This is a genomic window from Pedobacter sp. Leaf194, assembly GCF_001423945.1.
Taxonomy (GTDB): domain Bacteria; phylum Bacteroidota; class Bacteroidia; order Sphingobacteriales; family Sphingobacteriaceae; genus Pedobacter.
This window is the reverse complement of sequence record NZ_LMPU01000001.1, coordinates 61,340-83,047: the sequence shown is the minus strand read 5'-3', so window position 1 is coordinate 83,047 and position 21,708 is coordinate 61,340. Positions and strand designations below refer to the sequence as shown.

At 39.8% G+C, this 21,708-nt stretch carries 20 protein-coding genes and 1 pseudogene; 5 read left to right on the top strand and 16 right to left on the bottom strand.

The annotated features are described in order from the left end of the window. Nucleotides 1–4 precede the first annotated feature (4 nt). A pseudogene (locus ASG14_RS00430) lies at nt 5–334 on the bottom strand (ArsR/SmtB family transcription factor). 416 nt (nt 335–750) lie between these two features. On the opposite strand from ASG14_RS00430, the gene ASG14_RS00425 reads away from it, so the two are divergent. The 5 genes from ASG14_RS00425 to ASG14_RS00405 all read left to right on the top strand — a co-directional run bounded on the left by ASG14_RS00425 (nt 751) and on the right by ASG14_RS00405 (nt 4,961). Beyond that, nucleotides 751–1,656: an SDR family NAD(P)-dependent oxidoreductase gene (locus ASG14_RS00425; protein WP_056869107.1), complete on the top strand. Its 906-nt coding sequence runs from the start codon at nt 751–753 to the stop codon at nt 1,654–1,656. A gap of 62 nt (nt 1,657–1,718) precedes the next feature. Continuing rightward, a complete protein-coding gene (locus ASG14_RS00420) occupies nt 1,719–2,288 on the top strand; it encodes a Crp/Fnr family transcriptional regulator (RefSeq protein WP_056869106.1) in 570 nt (189 codons plus the stop codon). Nucleotides 2,289–2,527: 239 nt separating this feature from the next. Continuing rightward, nucleotides 2,528–3,097: a Crp/Fnr family transcriptional regulator gene (locus tag ASG14_RS00415; protein WP_056869105.1), complete on the top strand. Its 570-nt coding sequence runs from the start codon at nt 2,528–2,530 to the stop codon at nt 3,095–3,097. Nucleotides 3,098–3,176: 79 nt separating this feature from the next. Then, nucleotides 3,177–4,151, top strand: coding sequence for an aldo/keto reductase (locus ASG14_RS00410; protein WP_056869104.1), 975 nt, complete (start codon nt 3,177–3,179; stop codon nt 4,149–4,151). 564 nt (nt 4,152–4,715) lie between these two features. After that, nucleotides 4,716–4,961 (top strand): hypothetical protein, encoded by a 246-nt coding sequence (locus ASG14_RS00405; protein WP_056869103.1) that lies wholly within the window; start codon nt 4,716–4,718, stop codon nt 4,959–4,961. 519 nt (nt 4,962–5,480) lie between these two features. Here ASG14_RS00405 and ASG14_RS00400 read toward each other — a convergent pair. The 15 genes from ASG14_RS00400 to ASG14_RS00335 form a co-directional block, all read right to left on the bottom strand. Then, nucleotides 5,481–6,254 carry a hypothetical protein gene (locus ASG14_RS00400; protein ID WP_056869102.1) on the bottom strand — a complete coding sequence of 258 codons (774 nt, stop codon included), beginning with the start codon at nt 6,252–6,254 and terminating at the stop codon, nt 5,481–5,483. A 99-nt stretch (nt 6,255–6,353) separates the two neighbouring features. Beyond that, nucleotides 6,354–6,962 carry a hypothetical protein gene (locus tag ASG14_RS00395; protein WP_157274803.1) on the bottom strand — a complete coding sequence of 203 codons (609 nt, stop codon included), beginning with the start codon at nt 6,960–6,962 and terminating at the stop codon, nt 6,354–6,356. A 2-nt stretch (nt 6,963–6,964) separates the two neighbouring features. Next, nucleotides 6,965–9,742 (bottom strand): OmpA family protein, encoded by a 2,778-nt coding sequence (locus ASG14_RS00390; RefSeq protein ID WP_056869100.1) that lies wholly within the window; start codon nt 9,740–9,742, stop codon nt 6,965–6,967. A gap of 3 nt (nt 9,743–9,745) precedes the next feature. After that, nucleotides 9,746–10,225 carry a DUF4280 domain-containing protein gene (locus ASG14_RS00385; RefSeq protein WP_056869099.1) on the bottom strand — a complete coding sequence of 160 codons (480 nt, stop codon included), beginning with the start codon at nt 10,223–10,225 and terminating at the stop codon, nt 9,746–9,748. A gap of 4 nt (nt 10,226–10,229) precedes the next feature. Next, nucleotides 10,230–11,174, bottom strand: coding sequence for a hypothetical protein (locus ASG14_RS00380; protein ID WP_157274802.1), 945 nt, complete (start codon nt 11,172–11,174; stop codon nt 10,230–10,232). Then, nucleotides 11,171–12,100, bottom strand: coding sequence for a hypothetical protein (locus ASG14_RS00375; protein WP_056869097.1), 930 nt, complete (start codon nt 12,098–12,100; stop codon nt 11,171–11,173). The genes ASG14_RS00380 and ASG14_RS00375 overlap by 4 nt, the downstream gene beginning before the upstream one ends. Before the next feature lies 1 nt (nt 12,101). Further along, entirely contained in the window at nt 12,102–13,022 is a 921-nt protein-coding gene (locus ASG14_RS00370) for a hypothetical protein (RefSeq protein ID WP_056869096.1), read from the bottom strand. 1 nt (nt 13,023) lies between these two features. Beyond that, complete coding sequence (locus ASG14_RS20125) at nt 13,024–13,200, bottom strand: hypothetical protein (protein ID WP_157274801.1); 177 nt, start codon at nt 13,198–13,200, stop codon at nt 13,024–13,026. 2 nt (nt 13,201–13,202) lie between these two features. After that, the gene (locus tag ASG14_RS00365) at nt 13,203–15,065 is read right to left on the bottom strand and encodes a type VI secretion system Vgr family protein (protein ID WP_056869095.1); all 1,863 of its coding nucleotides are present in this window, start codon (nt 15,063–15,065) and stop codon (nt 13,203–13,205) included. Between the two features lie 305 nt (nt 15,066–15,370). Beyond that, on the bottom strand, nt 15,371–15,766 hold the full coding sequence (gene tssD / locus ASG14_RS00360) for a type VI secretion system tube protein TssD (RefSeq protein ID WP_056869094.1): 396 nt from the start codon (nt 15,764–15,766) through the stop codon (nt 15,371–15,373). 97 nt (nt 15,767–15,863) lie between these two features. Next, nucleotides 15,864–16,259 carry a type VI secretion system tube protein TssD gene (tssD, locus tag ASG14_RS00355; RefSeq protein ID WP_056869093.1) on the bottom strand — a complete coding sequence of 132 codons (396 nt, stop codon included), beginning with the start codon at nt 16,257–16,259 and terminating at the stop codon, nt 15,864–15,866. Nucleotides 16,260–16,575: 316 nt separating this feature from the next. After that, nucleotides 16,576–17,148, bottom strand: a complete 573-nt coding sequence (locus ASG14_RS00350) for an NAD(P)H-dependent oxidoreductase (RefSeq protein ID WP_056869092.1) — start codon at nt 17,146–17,148, stop codon at nt 16,576–16,578. Between the two features lie 135 nt (nt 17,149–17,283). Beyond that, nucleotides 17,284–18,672, bottom strand: a complete 1,389-nt coding sequence (locus ASG14_RS00345; protein WP_056869091.1) for a DUF5458 family protein — start codon at nt 18,670–18,672, stop codon at nt 17,284–17,286. Between the two features lie 17 nt (nt 18,673–18,689). Beyond that, nucleotides 18,690–19,136 carry a hypothetical protein gene (locus ASG14_RS00340; RefSeq protein ID WP_056869090.1) on the bottom strand — a complete coding sequence of 149 codons (447 nt, stop codon included), beginning with the start codon at nt 19,134–19,136 and terminating at the stop codon, nt 18,690–18,692. A gap of 58 nt (nt 19,137–19,194) precedes the next feature. Beyond that, complete coding sequence (locus ASG14_RS00335) at nt 19,195–21,705, bottom strand: ATP-dependent Clp protease ATP-binding subunit (RefSeq protein ID WP_056869089.1); 2,511 nt, start codon at nt 21,703–21,705, stop codon at nt 19,195–19,197. Between the last annotated feature and the right edge of the window lie 3 nt (nt 21,706–21,708).

The window sequence follows — 21,708 nt, the reverse complement described above, 5'->3', positions numbered from 1 at the left end:
AAAACTAACAACAGTCAGCTTCTTGTTTGTAAGCGCCTAAAAAAGCGCCTATTCGAGTCTCTATTAATTTCCAAGTTACCGGATCAATTCAGTAACAAACACTTACCCCTTCAATGGTACCCTGAATAATTCCAGCAGTCTTTAATTCTTTCAAATGTTGGGATATAGTAGCCTGTGCCAAACCCAATTCTTCTACCAAGTCGCCACAGATGCAGGTATTAGAAGCAAGGATCCTCTGCAAAATAGCGATACGGGCAGGGTGGGCCAACGCTTTTAATAAAGTTGCCAATTGGTTCTGTTCGGTGCTGAATATTTCTGTTCTTGTAAGTCCCATAACTATGTATTGCAATATTACGATATATAATTAAAACCTGCAAGTATTTTTTAATTATGCCATATTAACCACTCTCATTATATCCTCGTTTTTTGAAATGCTTCTTACTCGCATATGCAAACTTTCCTAGTGATTTTTACCCGAATAATGGCCATTTTTCATTATCAAAAACTCATCATCAAAAACCTAAAAATGATTTTGATTAATGAAATGGGTTTATGATAATTGTGAAAACCTCAACTAGGATTTTATAGAATTAGGTTCTCTTTTGAATTCGCTAATTTAGATTATCACTAAACGAGGGAATTTCGATAATTATTACGAAATAATAAAAAGCGTAGTAACGTTCGCTTTTGTCATATGACAAGTCCCGATACCTATTTAGAACACACCTTTGTGCTCTAAATAAATTGAAAATGAAATCGATTATCATTACAGGCGCAAATAGCGGAATAGGCTATGAATGTGCAATGCAAATGGCTAAATTAGCTCCTAAAGAGTCTATCATAATAGCCTGTAGAAATACGACAGCTGGAAAGTTGGCTGCCGAAAAAATAAAAAAAGAGACCGGGCATCCAAGTTTAGTGTGCATGGAGCTTAACCTTGCCTCACTTCAGTCAATCAGAGACTTTGAAATAGCGTTTTCAAAGACTGACCACAAGGAGATATCTACTTTAATAAATAACGCTGGACTGCAAAATATTGGTGAAACAGCGTACACAAAGGACGAATTTGAAATTACTTTTGGAACAAATCATTTAGGTGGGTTTTACCTTACACAATTGCTCACCCCCTACATGACCAGTGGTGCGAGCGTTACTTTCACAGCTAGTGATACACATGACCCATTGACAAAGACCGGAACTGAACCACCAGTTTGCACCAGTGGCCGTGAGCTTGCTTTTCCTACAAAAACTACGGAGAAAGCAACGACTGTTGGTCAAAGGCGCTATTCAACCTCTAAGTTATGTAATGTAATGACCGCCTACCTCTTTCATGAAAAATCAGCACCTCTTGGGATAAGGGTTAATGCATTTGATCCTGGTATGGTTCCAGGCACTGGACTAGCTAAGAATTATCCAGCAATATTAAGATTTGTATGGAATAACATCATGCCTGTTCTTACCCAATTCAAGAAAAACACCAACACAGCAGTATTATCTGGAAGCCGGCTAGCAAACCTTGCATACTCAAAAAAGTATGCTGACCTTAATGGAGTATATTTTTCAAATGGAGAGGTTACTAAATCCTCAACTGATTCTTATAATGAAAAGTATCAGACAGAACTATGGAACTCAAGTATTGAACTGATCAACGGTTAATTATTAATATAAATTGCAGCTAATGCTCACCTTACTTTAATCATTATTTTGATTAACATCATATGGAAAAAATTATAAACTATCTATTACACTTTGGCAGCCTGAATGATCAACAGATCTCTTTGGTCAAGAAGCATGCAACTGAATTACTACTGTATGAGGGCGATTATTTCTCAGAAGCAGGAAAAGTGGCCAGTCAGGTTGGTTTCATTCTCGAAGGGGTAATTAGAGTAAGCTATTACAATAAGGATGGAGAGGATGTGACCCGCTACTTTATTGATGAGGATAATTTTGTAGTTGATCTTAATAGTTTTGATAACAGGATTCCATCATCAGAATATGTGCAGGCGGTTACGGACTGCAAGTTTTTGGTCTTCTCAAAAAAGAGCTGGGAAAATCTCTCTCTTACCATTTTAGGATGGGATGCCATCGTTGCTAAAATAACACCAAAAGGCTTGTTGCAAAAAATTCAACGAATTAGTCCATTGATTGCTGAAGATGCTGCCACAAGGTATCGGACTTTTCTGGAAAGATACCCTGGAATTGCTAACCGGGTCGCTTTGGTTTTTATAGCATCCTATCTTGGCATTACCCCTTCATCATTAAGCAGAATCAGAAGAAATATATCATGAGCTATGCGCTCGCTTACTTAAATATTGGTTTTGAAAAAAAAGAAGAATATAAACAGGCTCAAATTCCAGCAAAAAAATTAATGGTGGTATTTGGAATATTGAGCAGAATTTAGCAAATCCAAAATTAGATGAAGGCAAGCTTGTAAGAACCGTTAGCAGTCAATGTGAAAAATGGACATACCAGCACTTTTTTACCAAATGACAAATACTCAACAAATAACAATTTCTAATTTTGCAAAATGGATGAGTTTATTGAATACATTTTACAGTTTGGCAATTTGAACAAACAGCAAGTTGACCTCATTAGAGGCAAGGCGACAGAAATGGAACTTCGCAAAGACGAATACTATTGGGAAGCAGGAAAAGCAGTTAAACAAATCGGCTTTATTACATCGGGCGTTCTTCGTGTTTACTATTACAACAATAAGGGCGAAGAAATTACACGCTACTTTGTGGATGAAAACCATTTGATTTTATCAGGAAACACAGTTGATGAAGTTTTTATGCCTTCTGAATATTTGTCGGCCATTACGGATTGCAAATTAGTTGTTTTTTCAAAACAAAATTGGAAAGACATTTCCGCCACGATTATTGGTTGGGATACTATAATCCAAAAAATAATAACTAAACATCACAGCGAGAAAATTACAAGAAGAAGCGAGTTGGTTTCCCAGGACGGAACTGAACGTTATGTTGACTTTATTGACAAATTTCCAACGTTGGTTAATCGCGTTCCATTGTCCTACATCGCTTCTTATTTGGGTGTTACACAATCCTCACTGAGCCGGATTAGAAAAAATATCCGGTGAAATCACTTTTTGTCAAATGGCAAATGGTTTCAATTTTTATTGAGCCAACTTTGTGCTATCAAATTTAAAGTCAAAGAAAATGAAATCAAGACAATTGGGAAATAGCGGATTAGAAGTCTCCGCATTAGGATTTGGTTGTATGGGATTAAGCTTCCCAAATGCGCCTACGAAAGAAGAAAGTATAAAGCTACTTCGTTCGGCAGTAGAAAACGGCATTACTTTCTTCGACACCGCACAAGGCTATGGGGAAAACGAACTTTTGGTCGGGGAAGCACTTGAACCATTGCGTAAAGAAGTTGTAATTGCAACAAAATTCGGTTTTAAGGACGGCGATGGCAGATTGGGACTAGACAGCAGCCCTAAAAATATAAAAGCTGTTGCAGAGGCCTCCTTGAAAAGATTGAGAACAGATGTGATTGATTTGTTTTATCAGCACAGATTTGACCCTAGCGTACCGATTGAAGATGTAGCAGGTGCAGTAAAGGATTTAGTACAGGAAGGGAAAGTAAAGCATTTTGGTATGTGTGAGGTAAATGCCAACACCATCCGCATGGCACACGCTATTTTACCTGTAGCGGCCATACAAAGCGAATACTCAATGTTTTATCGTGATCCCGAAAATGAAATCATTCCGACATTGGACGAATTAGAAATTGGTTTTGTGCCGTTCAGTCCACTAGGCAAAGGATTTTTGACAGGAACAATAAACGCAGATGTAGAGCTGGCGAAGACTGATGCAAGAAACATGTCTCCACGTTTTAGCAAAGAAAACAGAGAAGCCAACCAAGCATTAGTTGATTTGGTTGTTTCCATTGCGACAGATAAAAATGCCACCCCTGCACAAATTGCGTTAGGCTGGTTGTTGGCACAAAAGCCTTACATTGTCCCAATTCCGGGTACATCAAAATTACATCGCCTGCAAGAAAATATTGGCGGTACAGACATCTTATTGTCTAACGATGAATTAAACAAAATCAATATTACATTAGCAAATATTAAAATAGTGGGCGAACGTTATCCTGTACAAATGCGAGACACGGCAGAAAAAAAATAAGGATGAGCTGAAGACAACTGACTGTAACAAGGTATTTCAGGATTGGGGCTGAAGCGCAAGCTTCAGCTTTATCGCTTACAATAACTCATTAATTAGAAGGTAGGCTTTAAACAGTTGGTTATGTGTGTCATTAAAGTCCTCAATCTCTTCTGTTTCTGCTTCTCTACTCTTGTAAACTTCCAGAAAGCTTTTTAGTAAAGGGTGGAATTACTGAAACGTACATAAAACGCCACTTCATAATTTTTAGCCAAACAATGTTTTGCGTTATAATTGTAACGGCTAAAGCGAAATCGTGAATTTGGCAGAAATTAATTCATGAAAAAGGCAGGTTATACAAATCATTAAACGGTGATTTTATGATAAGATTATTTGACCCAGATATTTAACATTTTGTCTCAAAAAACGAAGAGTTAATAACTATAGTTTGCTATTAAAACTGGGGGCTTTGCAATTTTTAGGCGACAATCGATATTCGAAATCAATAATTAATTATTAAGTTAGTGCTGTGGCTGATTGCAAATTAAATTGAAAATTCGCGAAGCCCTAAACCCTTCGGCAATTTCTATGAATGACTCCATAAACAACTTTAAGGTGATAGACAGACAAACTTTCATTGAGTTTCTTGAGATGCTGCGGAAGGACTTTCTAGACAACCCTGAAAGTTGGGAAAACAAAACATTGCCAGACTTTTTGGAGGCGTTAAGGTCTTACAATGAGGATATTCAGGGCTATTATAACAAGCTGAAACAAGATATAAATGCTGATCGACCTAATTGGCAAACATTTGCGGACCTTTTTACAGGTGCATAAATCTACGAGTAAAAAAATAGATATATGCAAATACAGGACTTAGTAATCGCGAAAGCAAAACTCATAATGAAGGCGACAGCGGAGCGGCAGACAATATGGCTTTAACATATTCTGCCCATCGCGCATTGTGGTCGGCAAAACCTTCGGTTCTTGCTGTCTGCTCCTACGGGAGGCGCCAGGTTAGGAGATGTTTTATTTTACCGGGGGTATCCTCACGAGACGTACGGAGGTGTTCTGTGATTAGTCATTAATATCTCCATTAGAACCAGCACGCCCAACTGGACCACAAACCTGTAATTGCCTGCGTTTGGGATTAGCCATTTAATTAACTGTTAATTTGTCGCCTTTATTTTTCCTCTGGAATCGAAAATCCAGGTAGATGTTATCCTCAGGATCATTTTTGTTTTTCAGCCTGATAATGAACTGACCTACAATTGCTGGCAATCAAAACTAGCTTTCTGAATACTGAGAAAGTGCTTTAAGGAGATTTACAAATGGTTATGCTGATGAATTTATAGCTTAAAAGACAGAAAAGCTCGTCTTTCCATGCGGCAAACAGAACCAGATATCCAATATCAGTTGTTCATTTGTTTTCGAGTTTGAAAAAGCCAGTGCAGAATTTCCGTCACTTCTCACCAGACGGGCGAGTTTGCCATCCCCAGCATACTCAACCTTACATTTATTTTCCAGATCCATAACATTGAATCCACTATTAAGGTCGTCTGATATATCCTTTACCCGGGCCTGCAAGTCGTCGTGTCCCAAATACATTGTTTTTGCATTTCGGGTCTCAATCGTCCTTATTGCCGAGAATAATGCTTCGTGGTTGGATCTTTTCGAATTTTCGATAAGGTGGTTATACGCATTGTATAGGGGTGGATACAAGTCTGATTTCAGATTTGTAAGCTTTTGAAGGCCTCCCCAATTTTCTATCTGATATGGTACCTCGGCGTTGAATGTGGTCTTGTGAATTATAAATGGCTCGCCCTGCTTAGCCTGTGGTGTTTGATACTTTTCAGAACTATTTATAATGGAAAATTTATCATTTTCCACATCCTGCTCTACGATTTTATAACGGATGTAGGCCTCGTGGTTAAGGACAGTCGTTCCATCTAATGGGTATCCCCTCACTTCAATCTCCTGCTTCCCGCTACCGAATATCGCTGCATTAATGGGAATATCCGTCGAAGCCTGTCCATCAAGATTTAGCGACAAAATTTCGATGTCATTTACCTTTATCTGGAATTTACATAACAATGCGCTGAAATCCAGCTGATAATATGGTTGTTTCATCTTTATATAAAAATGAGGTTATATAGGTAATCCTTATTTGCTTTGACTTTATTCGAACTCCGTTACAATTAGGGGAGCGCCTGCTTAGATGCCAGTCTTTTACTTTACAACGTCAGGATACATCATCCTATAATAATCTTTTATAGTTATTACTTTCGGGTCGGTACTGTTCTCCATTCGTGTTCCTTTTTTTACCAAAATGAAATTAGTGCTGAAAAAGTTTTTGCTATTCTTATCTGTCGAGATGGCCTGGTAGGTAAAAATCCAGGCATTAAGTTTTGGAATATCCCAAAAAAAGGATTCTCCGCTTCCTTTGGTATCACTTTGCTGATAGGTTGAGTATGTTTTCTTTAGATAAGCAATAATCGCCTTCGTCTCGTCCTGATTAACAGAACTGTAATTAAATCCGAGGTAGTTACTTTTTTCTTTTGAGTTTACAAATATCGAAAGGCTACTGTAATCCGAAAGGTTTCCGTTGGGGTAATCATAAGTGCTGAGTTTTACATCTCCGATTGCATAGCCGTCTAATTTTTTTGTTGTGAGAGAAGCCAGTCCGAGGTTAGGATCCATATCCTTTTTCAGCTCTTTGTCTTGCGTTGCGATGGACGAAATGTCTGAGTCGGGCTTTAAGGAAAGAAGGTCTGTTTTTGTCTGCGACTTACAAGATAGGATAATCATACCTATCACGATTGATAAGAAAAGTTTCATGTCTAATTTTTAATTAATGGGATATTGGCGCTGGTTTCAAATAATTTTTCCAAGTGTTCTATAACATCAAATTTCGGGATAACCTGAGGGTAATCGCCTTGTGCAATTACGACTTTACCTTCATCATCCGCATCGCTAATTTTTGTTTTATCGATAACAATCTTCTTAGCCAGCCCTACTGAGATCGATACAACATACTTTGCATTCAATCCATCAAATCCGAGTATGGGGCGATAATACAATCCTTTTTCGTCATACACAATTTTATGCCCGAATGTGATAGATGCGTCGCCGGATGCTGCCGCTTCGAAATATGCATGAGCCTTAACAATAACCAGAGAAACTTCGCCTTTAACTTTAACGCCTACTTTCAATTCAATTTTAAGCCTGGCATCTGCACATACCTCCAATCTGGAATCTGAAGGTTTTCCAACGGTATTGAACTTAAATGTTGAATTAACTGTAATTTGACTGGTAATAATTAAATCCATATAAATGTTAACGCTCGATTTAAAGCCAACTTCGTCATTTCCTACACTGATGCCTTTTTTTAACTTATCCTGGATTTGGTTATAAAGCTTGAGTACACCGGGCGCAGCGCTGCCACCGCTAACTACACCGGTTACACCGACAATAATTGCGCCAAGCAGGTCTATGGTAACTTCAAGTCCGATTAAAGGATTAGCGTTCAAGGTTATCTTAACATCCGTACCTACTTCAAGTACGTTTTGGCTATTTTTAACTTTTTTCAAAAACCACTCACCTGTTAAGGAAAGATTAGGTGGCTTTACTACAAATGACACAGGCACTCCCGGAAGACTTTTTTTAACCACGCCTTTGGTCACGCCTGTTACGCCATCCGCCAGGGAGTTAAATGAAGAAAAAATAGTATAAAGCTTTTTAAACTTTCCTTCATACTCCGCTTTGAGTTCTTCCTGCTGCCCGTAAGCTTCTCCTGATTTGTCCCACTGCGCTTTCAAACCGAAATTGAAGGTCGCATCTTTCTGTTTCCACCGGCGTTCGGCTCCCTCTTTACCTGCTTTACTCTGAAATTCTTTATGCTCTTTTGGTGACAGATTTTGCCATTTAACACTCAGGTCATTCGTCAGGTTTAACATGAAATCCAGGTTCCATTTTACATCAGGGTAAACTTTTACCAATACTGTTGGCTTATTTCTAACAGAATAATACCTACAGGTATGAAAATGAATAGTATAATCATTAGCAGAGCTGAACGTACCCAATTCTGTTAAATTGTTCATTGGCCAGATGTAATGCAAAGGCATAGGATGTTCCTTGCTCATTGTTGATATCGCCGGTATCGTAATCGTGCCAACATCATCACTTTTAAGATAGATATTGTCTAGTGTGATTTTCTTTGTGTGTTGAGGACGTTCAAAACAGGCTTTTGTCTCAAATTTTACTGGCTCAATCTTGATGTTTCTGGCTGTAGGGCCGCCAATTGTCTGGTAAATAATGGTCTCGGCATTGTGTCCATAATAATCAAAGGAGATATCAACCCTTCGGTTAGTTTTATAATTTTCCTCATCCCTGTATTTGATGTTGTCGCGGCCCATTTTGTCATCGGTTGGATTTACTTCACCATGACCGGCAGTTTTCATGCGCAAAGGGTCTAGTTTGCCTTTAATGAAAAATTCTCTAACCGTTTTCGCTCTGTTTTCAGACAGCACATTATTATAATTCTGTTTTCCGATAACACAGGCGAAACCATCTAAATGAATTATGCTGTATCGGTGTTCCAGAAGAAACTGCAAGATATTATTTAGCTTTTTCAGGCTTTCAGGTGATAGTTGTGTACTGTTAAAATTGAAAACTATCGGTTCAACAACCTTTTCCTTTCTATCCTGTATTCTCTTAACTCCAGCTCCGTTATCAAAAACGAGATTGGTCTTCCCTTCGTCAACGATGTTTATCTGCTCAAACTTACAAAGCTCAAACCTTGCTGCGTTCTTATCCGGCTCATAAATCGTCACCGGCGTACGGTTCTGTGGCATCTCCACTACCTGCGATACGGTTTTGTCTTTAATTCTCAGAAAACGGGCATGTGCAGTGTCTTTACCGTTGTCTTCAATGTAGGTTCCGGTGATTGGATGTACAACCCTTACATAAAATTCTTCTACACCTGATACATCGTTCATGCTTTGACGCCAAGAGTAAGTATTGGGAATTTTTAGGTTAATCTCTCCACGTATAACTTCTACACGATATATTTTTCGGGTTACTTCATCGTCTGCAGGCAGCAAGCCAAATGCCGAACGGAGTCTTCTATACACACGGACTTCAACATTTTTATAGCCATTGAGTCCCTCGGTTAATAACTTAAGCCAAATGATTTCACCGTAAGAGAACTGATAAGTTTTTCTTACATCCGCACCACCTTCATTTTTAGACCAGCAACTATCAGTAATTCGGGCAGGCGTTTCGCCCCTCATTTGTATACCCGATTTACCATCGAATGTGCCGGTTAAGGAAGCTTCAATGTAGTAGGTGTAGGGGCCACAAAGTGCTCTTGTAATTCTATACCCATATTTATAGTTACCGGGAATCGTTCTTTGATGGTCAATGTATCCCTTATTATTGAATATGGCCCATTTTACATCCTTTGACTTTTCCTCCTCCTTTGTACCCTCAAACCATTCCCCCACTTTGAACCAGACCAATTTTTCAGGCGAGGTTACCAGCAGTTTATTCGGAATGGAGCCCTTTTTGTAAACTATACCATCTCCGGTCCAAACTATTTTTTTGATTCCTTTTGCCATAGCTTATAATTTTACACCAACTTCAGTTCCTTCAAAGTTTGTTGCTGTCGCAATGAGCGAATCCGACATTGGATTAAGCTGCGCCTGTACATCTTTATTGGAATTGTTAACATTCTGTTTAGATGGTTCTGATTTTTGGCCATGATGAACAATTTCTATACAATCGGGTCCACCAACCGGGCAGGTTGCCTTGCTATCTTCCAGCAATATTTTTCCGTTGTTAGACAGCACAGTTTTCTCATAAAATCCCGACCACTTGGAAACCACAGCGTTGCAAGGCCTGTTGTTCATTTTAGAACAAGAGCCAAATGTGTTTTTTTCGAAAGTTGCGCCAATATCAACAGTGGTAACTATCGGTTTTGAACTTGCGGCCTGATCATTTGCGTACTCTTTCTTATGCGTTAACACTTTTATTTTATCTGGTGCCGATCCAAATTTGCACATACATTGCGCCCCCTGTACTACGATATGTTTTTCTGCCATAGTATTAATTGTTAAATAACCGCTCCCAAAAGCTTTTTTCGTGGGGGCCATCGAGTATAATTGCTTCCCCAATTGTATTTTCACTATCAGGTAGCTGTGAAGAAAAATCGTGGTCAAAACTTTTACCGTTTTCAGGTACTATAAAAATTTTAACCTTAACTTGGTTGCTTATGTAATGCTTAACACTGAAGTCTGATACGATACCAATAATATGCCTGGTTAACGGGTGCAAGAAGTACCTGCCCTCATAAGTGCCGGATAATCCTTTTTGCCGGTCAACGTCATGCGCTGCAATAACACCTTGTTGCTTCATTTCAATTGCTCCGAAGCTTTGATCATCTGTGCCGATTGTTTCGCTTACATCATAGCCTTCAATGTTGAAGTCATTCATTATCGGAAAGTTTAGCACTTCTGGTTTATCAGCCTCGTAAACCTTGTAAATCGGTTTAAAAAATGTGTTAATGAACCAATCATTTCTCGCAAATGCGTTAGTAATCGTGACAGGCATAAGCAAGAGTTTCTCCATGTTTGCCATATACTCCTCTGCAAGTTCGCCATCGAAGTATTGTTGTATCGCTGCCTTAACTTTTTTCCACCGTCTCAAAATGTCGCTATGGTTAAAAACCGATTCGAAACCTCCGTTATTATTTACTGAAATTATTAAAGGGTAAAAAACTTTTCCCGCTTCGTAACTCAGGCGGTCAGCAATAAGGTCAGGAATAATTTCATTTACGTAAACATCGCTGATGCGTTCTATCTGAAAAAGCTGCTCGTTATCTGCTGAAGGCTTCAAACGGGTTACGAGCACTTCATACTTTACCTCATTACTGCTCTCCTCCAAACCAAAATCTATACGCACACCATACCGTAGCGCCGTTCCCGGAAGCCATTTCAACCGGAGCGCCCGCTGGGCCCTGTGTTTTGTGAAAGAGTCGGTAGCTTCCATCATTTCGTCTTAAAAAAATTTAATACCTCTGCTTGAGACATTCTGGCTTTTTTTACGTTGACATCTCTTGAAGAAATTTCTGTTACAAGCGTAGTCTCCAGGTTTTTTCCAGTTTCGAGCACTTTGTCAGTCCAACGATATTTTCCTGCTTTCTGTGAATTTACAACCATTGTCCGCTCTGTAATTTGCCTGTCTTCTATATTTCTGTACGATTTTAGAACTAGATTTTCCGGTTTGTAGGTTAAGGTTTTAGAAAAACGTACTTCCTCCTTGTTAAGCGCTTTTACAGAAAGTATTTTGCCCGCTTTATCGTACGCATAGTTACAGCTCCAGTTATCCCTGGCATTGTCGGCCTGACTTCTTAACGTATTAACCTGTGCGTATTTAGTTTTGACCCCTGGTTTAACTCTCGAAGAAACCATGTTCAGTGGAAGCAAACCTTCTATTGGGTAATCACCGATATTATCTTCAAGCAAACTTACCAGGCTTAGGATTTTGTGTTTTGCATTGATATCTTGTTTAAACTGGCTATAGCTTGCTGGGAAGAGCGTGTATTGGTCAGTTTTGCCGATGCGAACGGCACACTTTGCATCATTAAAAGCGATTTGGAGGCTATCCGCTTCGTTTTGACCAGAAAATAAACGCTCAGATATGAAGAAAAGTCCGGCTCCGGTATTGGCAAAACGGTAGCCAATGGCATCAGATATTGCTCCGTTTGCAAAGGTATAAGCAGAATACTGATCACCGGATGCGGATGATGTATACAGAATCCTGCTGGTGCTCGTTTCGCTGCCCGCAGCCGATGTTGATTTCACCGTTTTCGTTAACAAAGTGCCGTTGCTAGCCATGGCAGAATTTTTCTTCTGCTGCATGGCCGAGCTAAAAACGATAAGCAGGCTTAGGGCGGTTATATGTACAATTCTTATCATTTTAAGGTGTAGCAGGTGCCGCTGCTGTTAAACGTGTTGGTGTAATTTTCCAGAATATACTCTTTCCGGCCGTAATGGTAGCCGAAATTCCATTTGTTTTTTTTGCCCCGGTTTCATAGTAGAAACTACCACTCGTCCAGTACTGCTGGTCGGTAAAATCTGCCGCCGGAATTGCATAGCGAATCTTCGCTTTCTCGTTTCCTTTCTTATCCTTTACTTTTATGTGTTCGTGTGTGCCGGCATCCTTTTTCAAATCATGATTGCCCGAATCTCCATAAGTTGTTGTAGTTGAGCCCTGCGCCGCCACAAAATCATCATAAATATCTTTTGGTATTTCAATAAAATTGTATTCATCAAATTTATTCTGCCCAAGTTTGTTGTAAGGATTCTGTTCAGAATTTCCCCAGGCAAGAAAGTCAGTGCCATCCCAAAACTCAGCACCGTTTGTTAAATCCTCAATTCCCCTCAACACATCCATTACCGCATATCTGGCCAATTTCGATTTGTTTCCGTTACCATCCGGAAGCTCGATTTTATTCGGTACAGAAGAGTAGCCGGATGCCAGCAATGCCCTCCAGGTTTTCTTTGTGGTAACCGAACGGTTGTAGCTTGCAAAAGCCACACACCTTAATTCTTTTATATCTTCATCACCCGATTCGTGGCTAATAATGTAGGCGATGTAGCGAAAATCTGAATGGGTAATTGGTTTATCGTTATACTTCAACAACTGCGATTCGTCGTTTACGGTTTCAAAGTCTTTAGCCGCTACAGCCTGGTCGTATTTTTCTTTAGTTGTTGTAAAAATTTTCGCACTACCAGCTATTCCGCCAAGGTATTCACCTTGCCGGGTATAATAAACGTATTGCGTTGAATCTTTGGGTTCTTCAGTCGGACTGTAATCGCCGAATTTTACATTCTCCATTTCAACTCGATTTTCCGCCTTGTCCTACAACTTTTTTATTGCTGGCTAAGGTGAGGTTGTCCCGCCTCGCCTCTACATTGATCTTATTAGCCACTTTTTGCATCGTTCCATCCACAGCAAGTTCATAAGCTGAGCGGACGCGTACCCGCATGTTTGTGCTCGTTTTCTGAATAGCCATACCTAGAACATTTTGGATTTTTCGGCACTGTTTACCTCAACGGTTTTACCACTTTGCAGCGTCATATTTTCCGACTGGCTGAACATCGTGATTGCGTTAGCAAGTTCATTTGAAGAGTCTGACTGCCGCATAAAGTCTTTTGACACCGTTTCTTTCCGGTTGTCAGAATTTTCCTGAATGTCGCCCGTTGCACTTAATGAATAATTATTACCCGCAGTTATCGCAATGTCTTTACTAACAGAAGTGCTCTGACTATTGCCAATGCTCGAACTCTGATCTTTTCCAACCTGGATATCCATGTTCTCTTCTACATTAATCTGCATGTTCTTGCAGTTAAGTCTCATATTTTCGAGTGCGGTAATGGTAATGTTGTTTCCTTTAGTATCGATATGAATGATGTTACTATGCATATCCGTAATTTTTATTCCCTGCGTGGTAGGGTCGTCATCAAACTCCACCAAATGGCCACTTCTGGTAATAATACTTTTGAGGTTATTTTTAATCAGCGGGCTACTATCCACGCTCGAACTATGAAAAACGCTTCCTATAACCACTGGACGGGCGATATTGCCTTCTTCGAAAGCAACCATTACCTGATCGTCAATTTCCGGTACAGCGAAATATCCGCGGTTTGTTCCCCGCTCTCCGTTCCCTGCACTAGGGCTAACTACCCGCAACCATTCTGTCACATCGTTGGTCATGCATTCCCATTTAAACTGAACCTTAATTCTTCCCTGGCCTTGGGGGTCGTTATTGTCGATAACGTCTGCCAGCTGCATGTCAGGCTGAGGTTTCTCAGGCTTCCTTACCAGTAAACGTTCTGTAGTGGAAATTTTTCCTTCAAATGTGTTGTGGTACTTTCCATTTTCATCGATATAATGCTTGATATCGGTAATCAGAAACTTACCTAAACTTTCGGTTGTGAAAGAAAGTTCCTTTCTAAGGCTCATGGTAATCTCAGCAACGCTGCCAATACTAAGCCCCGCATTGTCGCCTTTTGCTGTTACTTTTAATAATTCACTTGTATTTGCCTTTTCCTCATTGTCTACAAGGTTTTTTATATCTTCCCCACTATCTACTCGAATTAAAGCGGGCTGATTAAATGTTTTGCTATAGGTAAGGTTAGATGCTTTGATGGCGTGGGTTAGGTCGGGCGTTCCGTCAACTTTTCCGGTGCTCTCACTAACGAGCATTTCGTTTTGTTTTGGGTTATATGAAAACCTCCTGTTTTTTATAGGCGCTATTTCCATAGCATATTGCATTTCCTGCACATCTCTTCCGTAAAAAAGCGCTATTTCCTTTTGCCGTTCAGGTTTTCCAAAATTCAGCTGTTTGCCATCATAAAAAAACCATTCATGGTATTCTGCTGATAAGCGGTTAAGAAATCCAAAATCGCTTTCGCGGTACTGGATAATATAATCGATTGGCGTCGTTCTTGAAGCGTTCGCTACAACTTTCAAGTCGTTTGCCGGAGTATCTTTAGTGGCCAGCTTAACAATTTCGTTAAGGTCTTTATCTAAATACGAGCCTAAATCAGGCCCGCGGTCAATTAGTATTGTAGGGCTATAGCCACTAACAATAAGTACCCCATGGTAGCCATGGCTTTGTGAGAGTTCGACTTTTGATACCAGACCAATGAAGTTTTGCATACCCTCTGGCGAATGACCAAAAGATGCCGTAAGGGTTTTGCCAACAAAATCTCTGCTATCATCCAAACTGATCAATCCGGGCGCTCCCATTTGATCATGATTAAAACGCAGCTCAAAATAGTGGTGGTCGTTAAAAGCCTGGTGAAGACTAAAAGAGGCGAAATGCGTAATCTCCTTATCCTCTATATTGATTTCTGCTGTCAGTTTCTTTTCCATATTGGTTTTGAGTCTTGATCATAGCAACCGCCATTAATAAAAACATTCAATCCGCAGGAATATTAAAAAGGACATTGAACCAATTCTCCTTAGTATATGTTAAGTAAATGATTTTGGAGCGTCCTGGAAAATCTTGCGTAAAACAGAATATTTTGTCTTAAGGGTTTAATAATTAAATACTGTGAAATCGTATAAAATTAAATCGCTAAGTCTTAAGTACAGTATCGTCTATACAATTCAATACTGATAGTTACATGCAGCCAGAAAACCGGCCGCATGTAATTGAAAATGTATTCCGAAAAGGACTATGCTTTTGGCCAGTCGTTTTCGTGGTGTGCATTTCCTAGTTTTAGCGTACGTGCAGACACTACGAAGCTTAACGTCATTGGCGTATTGTCATTAACCGCAATACCCTCATTATATTGGATGATGTAGCCATCTTCGAAGGTAAGTTCCTTCATTTTGGCATCTTCTTCGCCTTTTTTGAAAATAATCGTTCCCGATTGTGGCTTATATTGATTATTAACCATTGATTCAATAACTGATGTATCTTCAGTTGATTCAATTTCGATATTAATTGTACCACCATAAACACCTGATGATGGACGGCCTTTTGCGTCAACATCTCTGTTTAATGAAAAGCTGCATTGCAGGACATCAAATTCTTTTGAGCCCAACGTTAATCTGGTTTTAAATGCCATGATAATTTTTTTAAATGATTGAAAGAAATAATGTTTTAACTTACGCAGAAAGATTTCGGTTCTGAATTAAAAACAGTTGTGAAATCCTGTGAAATGATTAGGCTTTCGGCCAGTCGTTAACATGTACTGCATTTCCAAGTTTCAGCTCTCTCGCAGAGATTTGAAATTTCAGCGTCATCGGATGATCGCCCACAATGTTAATTCCTTCGGAATATTTAACAATGTAACCGTCCTGAAAACTGACCTCTTTCATTTTGGCATCTTCCTCAGATTTTTTAATCAAAAGGGTTCCTGTAATTGGTTTGTACTGGTTGTTTACCATAGCCTCGATAATTGAGGTGTCTTCTGTTGATTCGATTTCAACATCGATGGTTCCGCCATAGACTCCGGAAGAAGGTCTTCCCTTAGCATCTACATCACGGTTTAACGCATAGGCGCAGTGAAGCACATCGTACTCCTTGCCCGAAAAATTTAATCTAGCTTTGAAAGCCATAGTTTTAAAATTTAAAGGTTAATAAATTGATTTAAGTAGCCTCCGCTACCGTTTATATTTTAACCAAATATCAAGCCAAATGCTATGGCACACAAACACATAAAGCTGAAAAGCTTACTCCGATTATGTTTATAAAAGTGAAAAGGCAGCCAGAATAAAATGGAAAGCGATGTTTTAGCCGTTGGGTGCGACTTGGTCTTTTTGTAACAAAATTATCTCAGTTACCTGCCTGTATTGAGATGATTTGAAATGTGTGGGAAATTTGGGCAGTTTGTTGCTTTAAGCTACAGTGCTTATTCCAGCTAAACAGACAACACTAAATTAGCTGTGCACCAAACTTTTCCATCTTGGTAACCCATTTTTTGCTGTAATGGTTATCAAGGGAGTGAAGCTGGCCGATTGTGTTGGTAAGCACAGGACTAATTCGGCACTTTTCGAAAGTGTTTTTCTTGATGGAGAGGTAAGTCGTTTTTTTGCTTGCTTTCCAGTCTTTGAACGTTTCCTCATCTAAAATAGAAATAATCCGTGCAGATTTACCGCTGAAATTATTATCTATTTTCTGCTGCTGTGCATTAAAAATCTGATCGGGCATAAAAAGGCGGTCAAAAAAACCTTTAATTTTTGTAGGAATATGATCTACATATACCGGGCAGAAAAGAACAATATGGTTGCTCTGCCTGATGGCGCTCAGCGCTTTTTGCAAATCAGGTTCAAGTTCTGCAATCTGCCTGTTATTGAAAAGCTTATTCGAGTTAAAAATAAGATCAATAATGGCAATTTCCCTCACCGTTGCACCAGCATTTTTAGCGCCCGTTGTGTAGGCATTAATTAAAAACCCTGTCGATACCGTCTTATCTATATCCCCATTTAGGATAAGTACTTGCTTCATTATTCTTTGGTGTTAGATTTGAGGCGGGAGATGTGTTACAAAATTATAAAGATTTTGTTAACTCGAAGTATCATAAACGAAAAAAACCCGACCGGGAAGGGTCAGGTTCTTATTTTATTTATTGAGATTAGATTTTTATTGCTGGTTGTATTCAGATGCCCAGGTAGTGCTTTCATCTTCACCCTTATGCCCATCAAGCTTTACAACAAAACTTTTTGCAGGAAAATACGGTGTTATGTGAATGTCAAGATGAATCCTGTCTTTTTGCTGTTCATCGCGTTCAAATCTCATAATCTTGAAACGCTCGATTAAGCGGTCTGCACCTTGAATACCATCCAGGAACTTCACAATTTGTCCCCTCAAATCCTGTTCAGTTTTCGAAGTCCAGTTTTCAAATGCTCTTCTGTTCAGAAAATCAAACAACACTTTTGTAACGTAGTCAAATACACGAACTACCGAATAGGTTTGCAAACCAACGTTGTCGCCATTAAACAAAGTTTTTGCCGAGAAGGCCATCACCTTGCCATATTCATTTACCATTGGTACAAGTCCAACTCTTTCCAGGTGTGAAATTTCGCTCTTTTTAAGGTCAAACTTAACGCCGTCAACCTCATTAATGGCGCCGTGTTTTTTACCAGCGGTAACCTGCGACATTAGCGTGTAATACATTTTACCGGCCAAAGCTGCCGAGCCTGGAACAGTTAAATCATCTTCTTCACCAACTTCTGCTACCTTTCCGCGGCCAACAAGCCAGTTACAGGTCATGATAACATTCGACCTGAACGCATCTGCTCCGGTAAAATTTGCAGCAGTGAAAAGGTCTAATACATCATCCGGCTGATCCAAATCTGCAAAGTCTGTTACCAGCATGGCTTTATTGCTGTGTGCAATTTTACCCCATCTTTCTACCACTTTGTTTGATCCCATATAACCAGGTACCACCATTAAAGAGTAGTTGTTGCGGAGATCCAATCGATCATAGTTCTGTTTCAACTCATCGTCTACATACTCAATGAAACGCGGATTGTCTAAATCTTTTATCTGATCCATAGACGCGTTCAAAAGCACAACATTTTTAAGTTTATCAGATTCTGTGTTTTTATAAAACAAATGTACCGAGCGATAAGCCTGCTCAAGCTCTCTGGTGCTTTCCAATGCAGTACCAATGTTCTTGTTTAGGTTTTCTTCAGCAGAATTAAGCTTTTGCGTACTTTTTTCTACCATATCAGAAACTGATGTTGAAGCTTCGAGTACGTCAATCCAAAGCTGAATTTTCTTTTTCAGTTCTTCGCGTTCTTTCTTTTTCTCATCACCCGTAAGAAAGATCTGCTTTCTGGCTTTTCTTTCCGGGTTAAGGTTCTGGAGACCATCAACCGTGGCTTCTAGCAGGTCGAAACCTCCAACTCTCGCCAGTTTTTCGAGATTATCCTTAAGGGATGTTTTTTCTATGGTTTTTCCCTCTGCCGGTTTAAAGCCAGCCGAGGTATTATTTTGTTCTGATTGTAGTTCTTGAGGGTTTGACATCTTTTCTAGGCGTTTAATTATTTATTTTGCTCCAATTCATCTACAAAATTCTTCAAAGCACTGATGAATGCCGACTTGGTTTCTTCGTCGTCTAGTGTAGCTTTTAAAGTTTTATTGGATTTAAGTTGCTTGATAACATTAAGCGACATTTCCCGCTCAATGTTTACATTAGTGAGGTAATTGCTCTGGCTAATGATATTTTTAACGCCAAAATCGCTCAAATCATTGAAGCTGATTGTTTCCGAAACGGTAGAGCCATCTTCCTTTTCAAAGGCAACCTTTACATTAGGTTTGTAATGTTCAAATACGTCTTTTACGGTTTTCAAGCCCTCAACCTTTTCTGGTTTGATAGGTTCGTTGTCGGTCAGCTTCTGTACGAAGAGTGTTTTGTTGTGGGCGATTTCCGCGAAAGCTTCTGAGGTGTCAATTTTTCGCTCATTTCCACCAATTTCATAATTAAACATAATATGCTGATTTAGGGTGATGATTTATTTTTTATTGTAAATATAGTAGTTTAACGCATTAACTCAATTTTTGTTCTAATGGTGCATCTGCGGGCTCTATAATTTCCCAGCTTAGCTGATTTTCAGTGGGTTGTTTGCTTACTTTTATCGTCGAACCTTTCTTTAATTCGCCTGAAATAATGTATTTTGATATCGGCCTCCTCAATAAATTTCTGATAACTGCCGATAGCTGCCTTGCACCGTATTTCGGCGTAAAGCCATCAAGCGCAATCATCTTTTTGGCATCATCCGAGATTTCAAATTCGATACCGAGTTTGTTCAGAGACTGAATCAAGCTGTTCAGCTGGATTTCGAAAATCCGTATGACATTACTTTCATTTATCGGGGCGAATGGAACAATTTCTGAAATTCTGGCTAAAAATTCTGGCCGGAAATGACCAGCCATTACCTCCATTAGTTGATTTGAAGCAGGAATAATTCCTTTTCCTATCTGTTCTGCAATCCACTCACTGCCAATGTTCGAGGTAAACAGAATAAGTGAGTTGCTGAAATCGCCTTCTTTTCCCAACCGGTCGTGCATATGGCCTTCATCAAGAATTTGTAGAAAAGTATCGAACACCGATGGATGCGCTTTCTCAATTTCATCAAACAACAACACCGAATATGGCTGTTGCCTGATTTTATTCACCAGTAATCCGCCTTCTTCGTATCCAACATAGCCCGGAGGCGCTCCGTACAGGAGTGCTGCGCTGTGTTCTTCTTTAAACTCCGACATGTCAAACCTGATCATCGCCTTTTCATCGTTAAACAAAAATTCGGCAATTGATTTTGCCAGTTCGGTTTTGCCGGTTCCTGTAGGCCCCAACAGAAAAAAAGATCCAATCGGCTGGCCCTTTTTATTTAATCCGCTTCGTGATTCTAAGATCGCATCAGAAACTGCTTTAAGCGCCTGATCCTGGCCAACGACACGTTTTTTCAGGTACTGCTCCATGTTGAGCAGTTTTTCCTTTTCACCGGCCTGAAGTTTGCCCATTGGGATGCCGGTTTTGTATGCAACTATCGATGCAATGTCTTGCTTAGTGATGCGTTCGCTTTTCTCGAGTGCGAAAGTTTTAAGCTCAGCAAGGCTTTTCTGAATATATTCCTGATATTCTTCAGCAGTTTCGAAGGCATCTGTTTGCGTTTCGTCGGTTAACCTTCCCAGCAAAACAGGACTCAGTTTATTCTGCAATAAGGAGTAGAGCCATTTGTAGTCCTTATATTTATTTTGCACCTCTTCATCTGTTCTCAAATCTTCCAGGTCATGTTCCAGTGTTGATATGACCAGGTCAGAAGTGTCGTTCATCATTTTCATGGCTGCCATAGTGCGGTCAAGTAGGTCGAAAGCAGAATCCGGAAGCCTTCTATCTTTCATGTAGCGTTTTGCCAACCTCACACACTCTTCCATCGCCTCAGGGTCTATGCTTAAGCCATGGTGTTCTTCGTATTTCACGGCTAGCTTTTGGAGCATTTTTATGGTGCTCTCCTCGTTTGGTTCATTCACCTGAAGTACTTCAAACCGTCTGCTAAATGCCTGTTCCGGCTCAATAATCTTCCGGTATTCGTCAATTGTTGTGGCACCTATTACCGTTATTTCGCCCCGTGCAAGTTCGGGTTTCAAAAGATTTCCAATTCCAGCGCCCAATGGTCCTTTACTATCCAGCAGGGTATGAATTTCGTCGATAAAAAGCACTGCCTTTTCGAACTGTTTAATCTCTTTAATAATATTCTTCAACCGGTCTTCTATCTCGCCTTTGTAAGATGCGCCGGCAATGAGAGCGCCCAGGTCAAGCTCATATAATTGAACTGATTTGAGGCTTTCTGGTACAGACTGGTTCACGATATCAATCGCAAAGCCATCAACAAGCGCAGTTTTACCCACACCGGCATCACCAGTAAGAATTACGTTTGGCTTTGTACGGCGACAAAGAATTTCCATCATCATCCTTGTTTCCCGGTCGCGGCCAATTATCGAATCAGTTTTGCCATCTCTAACCATTTGTAACCTGTCTATACAGTATTTCAAAAGCGCATTATTTGTAGCCTTTTTTTCAGCATTGTTAGCATGCGCATCTGGTGCAACTGCTCTCGCAATTTCTTCATCTTTTACATACAACTCCAATATTTCCTTCTCTTTTATTGGAAAAGATTTCAGCTGATCTACCTGGAAACCAACACCGGGTTTTGCCAATGCGGTTAGCACGCATACTGGTGTAATCAAATCCAGGCCAAGTTTTATGCGTACGTTATCGGCCTCCTCAAAAATGGTTGCAATTTCCGGGGCACCCGTCACCTCGTCACTATAACCAGATGATTTTGGTTGTTCATCAATCCTCACTTCGGCCCACTCACTGATGTATTCTTCATCCTTGCCTATTGAGGTAATGAAAGACCTCAACCCAACATCTTTATGCATTAATCCCTTGAGTAAATGCGCCGCAGAAAACGTCTTGTTGCCGTATTCTTTTGCTAACGACTGGGCGATATGCAATGCGGTTTTTACCGATTCGCTAAAATTTGTGATTGCCATTAT

What these genes read in the sequence shown, in the direction of transcription:
- ASG14_RS00335 (WP_056869089.1), bottom strand. Translation starts at nt 21,705, where the DNA reads ATGGCAATCACAAATTTTAGCGAATCGGTAAAAACCGCATTGCATATC.
- ASG14_RS00345 (WP_056869091.1), bottom strand. Translation starts at nt 18,672, where the DNA reads ATGTCAAACCCTCAAGAACTACAATCAGAACAAAATAATACCTCGGCT.
- ASG14_RS00395 (WP_157274803.1), bottom strand. Translation starts at nt 6,962, where the DNA reads ATGAAACTTTTCTTATCAATCGTGATAGGTATGATTATCCTATCTTGT.
- ASG14_RS00410 (WP_056869104.1), top strand. Translation starts at nt 3,177, where the DNA reads ATGAAATCAAGACAATTGGGAAATAGCGGATTAGAAGTCTCCGCATTA.
- ASG14_RS20125 (WP_157274801.1), bottom strand. Translation starts at nt 13,200, where the DNA reads ATGGCTATTCAGAAAACGAGCACAAACATGCGGGTACGCGTCCGCTCA.
- ASG14_RS00390 (WP_056869100.1), bottom strand. Translation starts at nt 9,742, where the DNA reads ATGGCAAAAGGAATCAAAAAAATAGTTTGGACCGGAGATGGTATAGTT.
- tssD (WP_056869093.1), bottom strand. Translation starts at nt 16,259, where the DNA reads ATGGCTTTCAAAGCTAGATTAAATTTTTCGGGCAAGGAGTACGATGTG.
- ASG14_RS00365 (WP_056869095.1), bottom strand. Translation starts at nt 15,065, where the DNA reads ATGGAAAAGAAACTGACAGCAGAAATCAATATAGAGGATAAGGAGATT.
- ASG14_RS00405 (WP_056869103.1), top strand. Translation starts at nt 4,716, where the DNA reads ATGAATGACTCCATAAACAACTTTAAGGTGATAGACAGACAAACTTTC.
- ASG14_RS00425 (WP_056869107.1), top strand. Translation starts at nt 751, where the DNA reads ATGAAATCGATTATCATTACAGGCGCAAATAGCGGAATAGGCTATGAA.
- ASG14_RS00420 (WP_056869106.1), top strand. Translation starts at nt 1,719, where the DNA reads ATGGAAAAAATTATAAACTATCTATTACACTTTGGCAGCCTGAATGAT.
- ASG14_RS00400 (WP_056869102.1), bottom strand. Translation starts at nt 6,254, where the DNA reads ATGAAACAACCATATTATCAGCTGGATTTCAGCGCATTGTTATGTAAA.
- tssD (WP_056869094.1), bottom strand. Translation starts at nt 15,766, where the DNA reads ATGGCATTTAAAACCAGATTAACGTTGGGCTCAAAAGAATTTGATGTC.
- ASG14_RS00415 (WP_056869105.1), top strand. Translation starts at nt 2,528, where the DNA reads ATGGATGAGTTTATTGAATACATTTTACAGTTTGGCAATTTGAACAAA.
- ASG14_RS00385 (WP_056869099.1), bottom strand. Translation starts at nt 10,225, where the DNA reads ATGGCAGAAAAACATATCGTAGTACAGGGGGCGCAATGTATGTGCAAA.
- ASG14_RS00350 (WP_056869092.1), bottom strand. Translation starts at nt 17,148, where the DNA reads ATGAAGCAAGTACTTATCCTAAATGGGGATATAGATAAGACGGTATCG.
- ASG14_RS00340 (WP_056869090.1), bottom strand. Translation starts at nt 19,136, where the DNA reads ATGTTTAATTATGAAATTGGTGGAAATGAGCGAAAAATTGACACCTCA.
- ASG14_RS00380 (WP_157274802.1), bottom strand. Translation starts at nt 11,174, where the DNA reads ATGATGGAAGCTACCGACTCTTTCACAAAACACAGGGCCCAGCGGGCG.
- ASG14_RS00375 (WP_056869097.1), bottom strand. Translation starts at nt 12,100, where the DNA reads ATGATAAGAATTGTACATATAACCGCCCTAAGCCTGCTTATCGTTTTT.
- ASG14_RS00370 (WP_056869096.1), bottom strand. Translation starts at nt 13,022, where the DNA reads ATGGAGAATGTAAAATTCGGCGATTACAGTCCGACTGAAGAACCCAAA.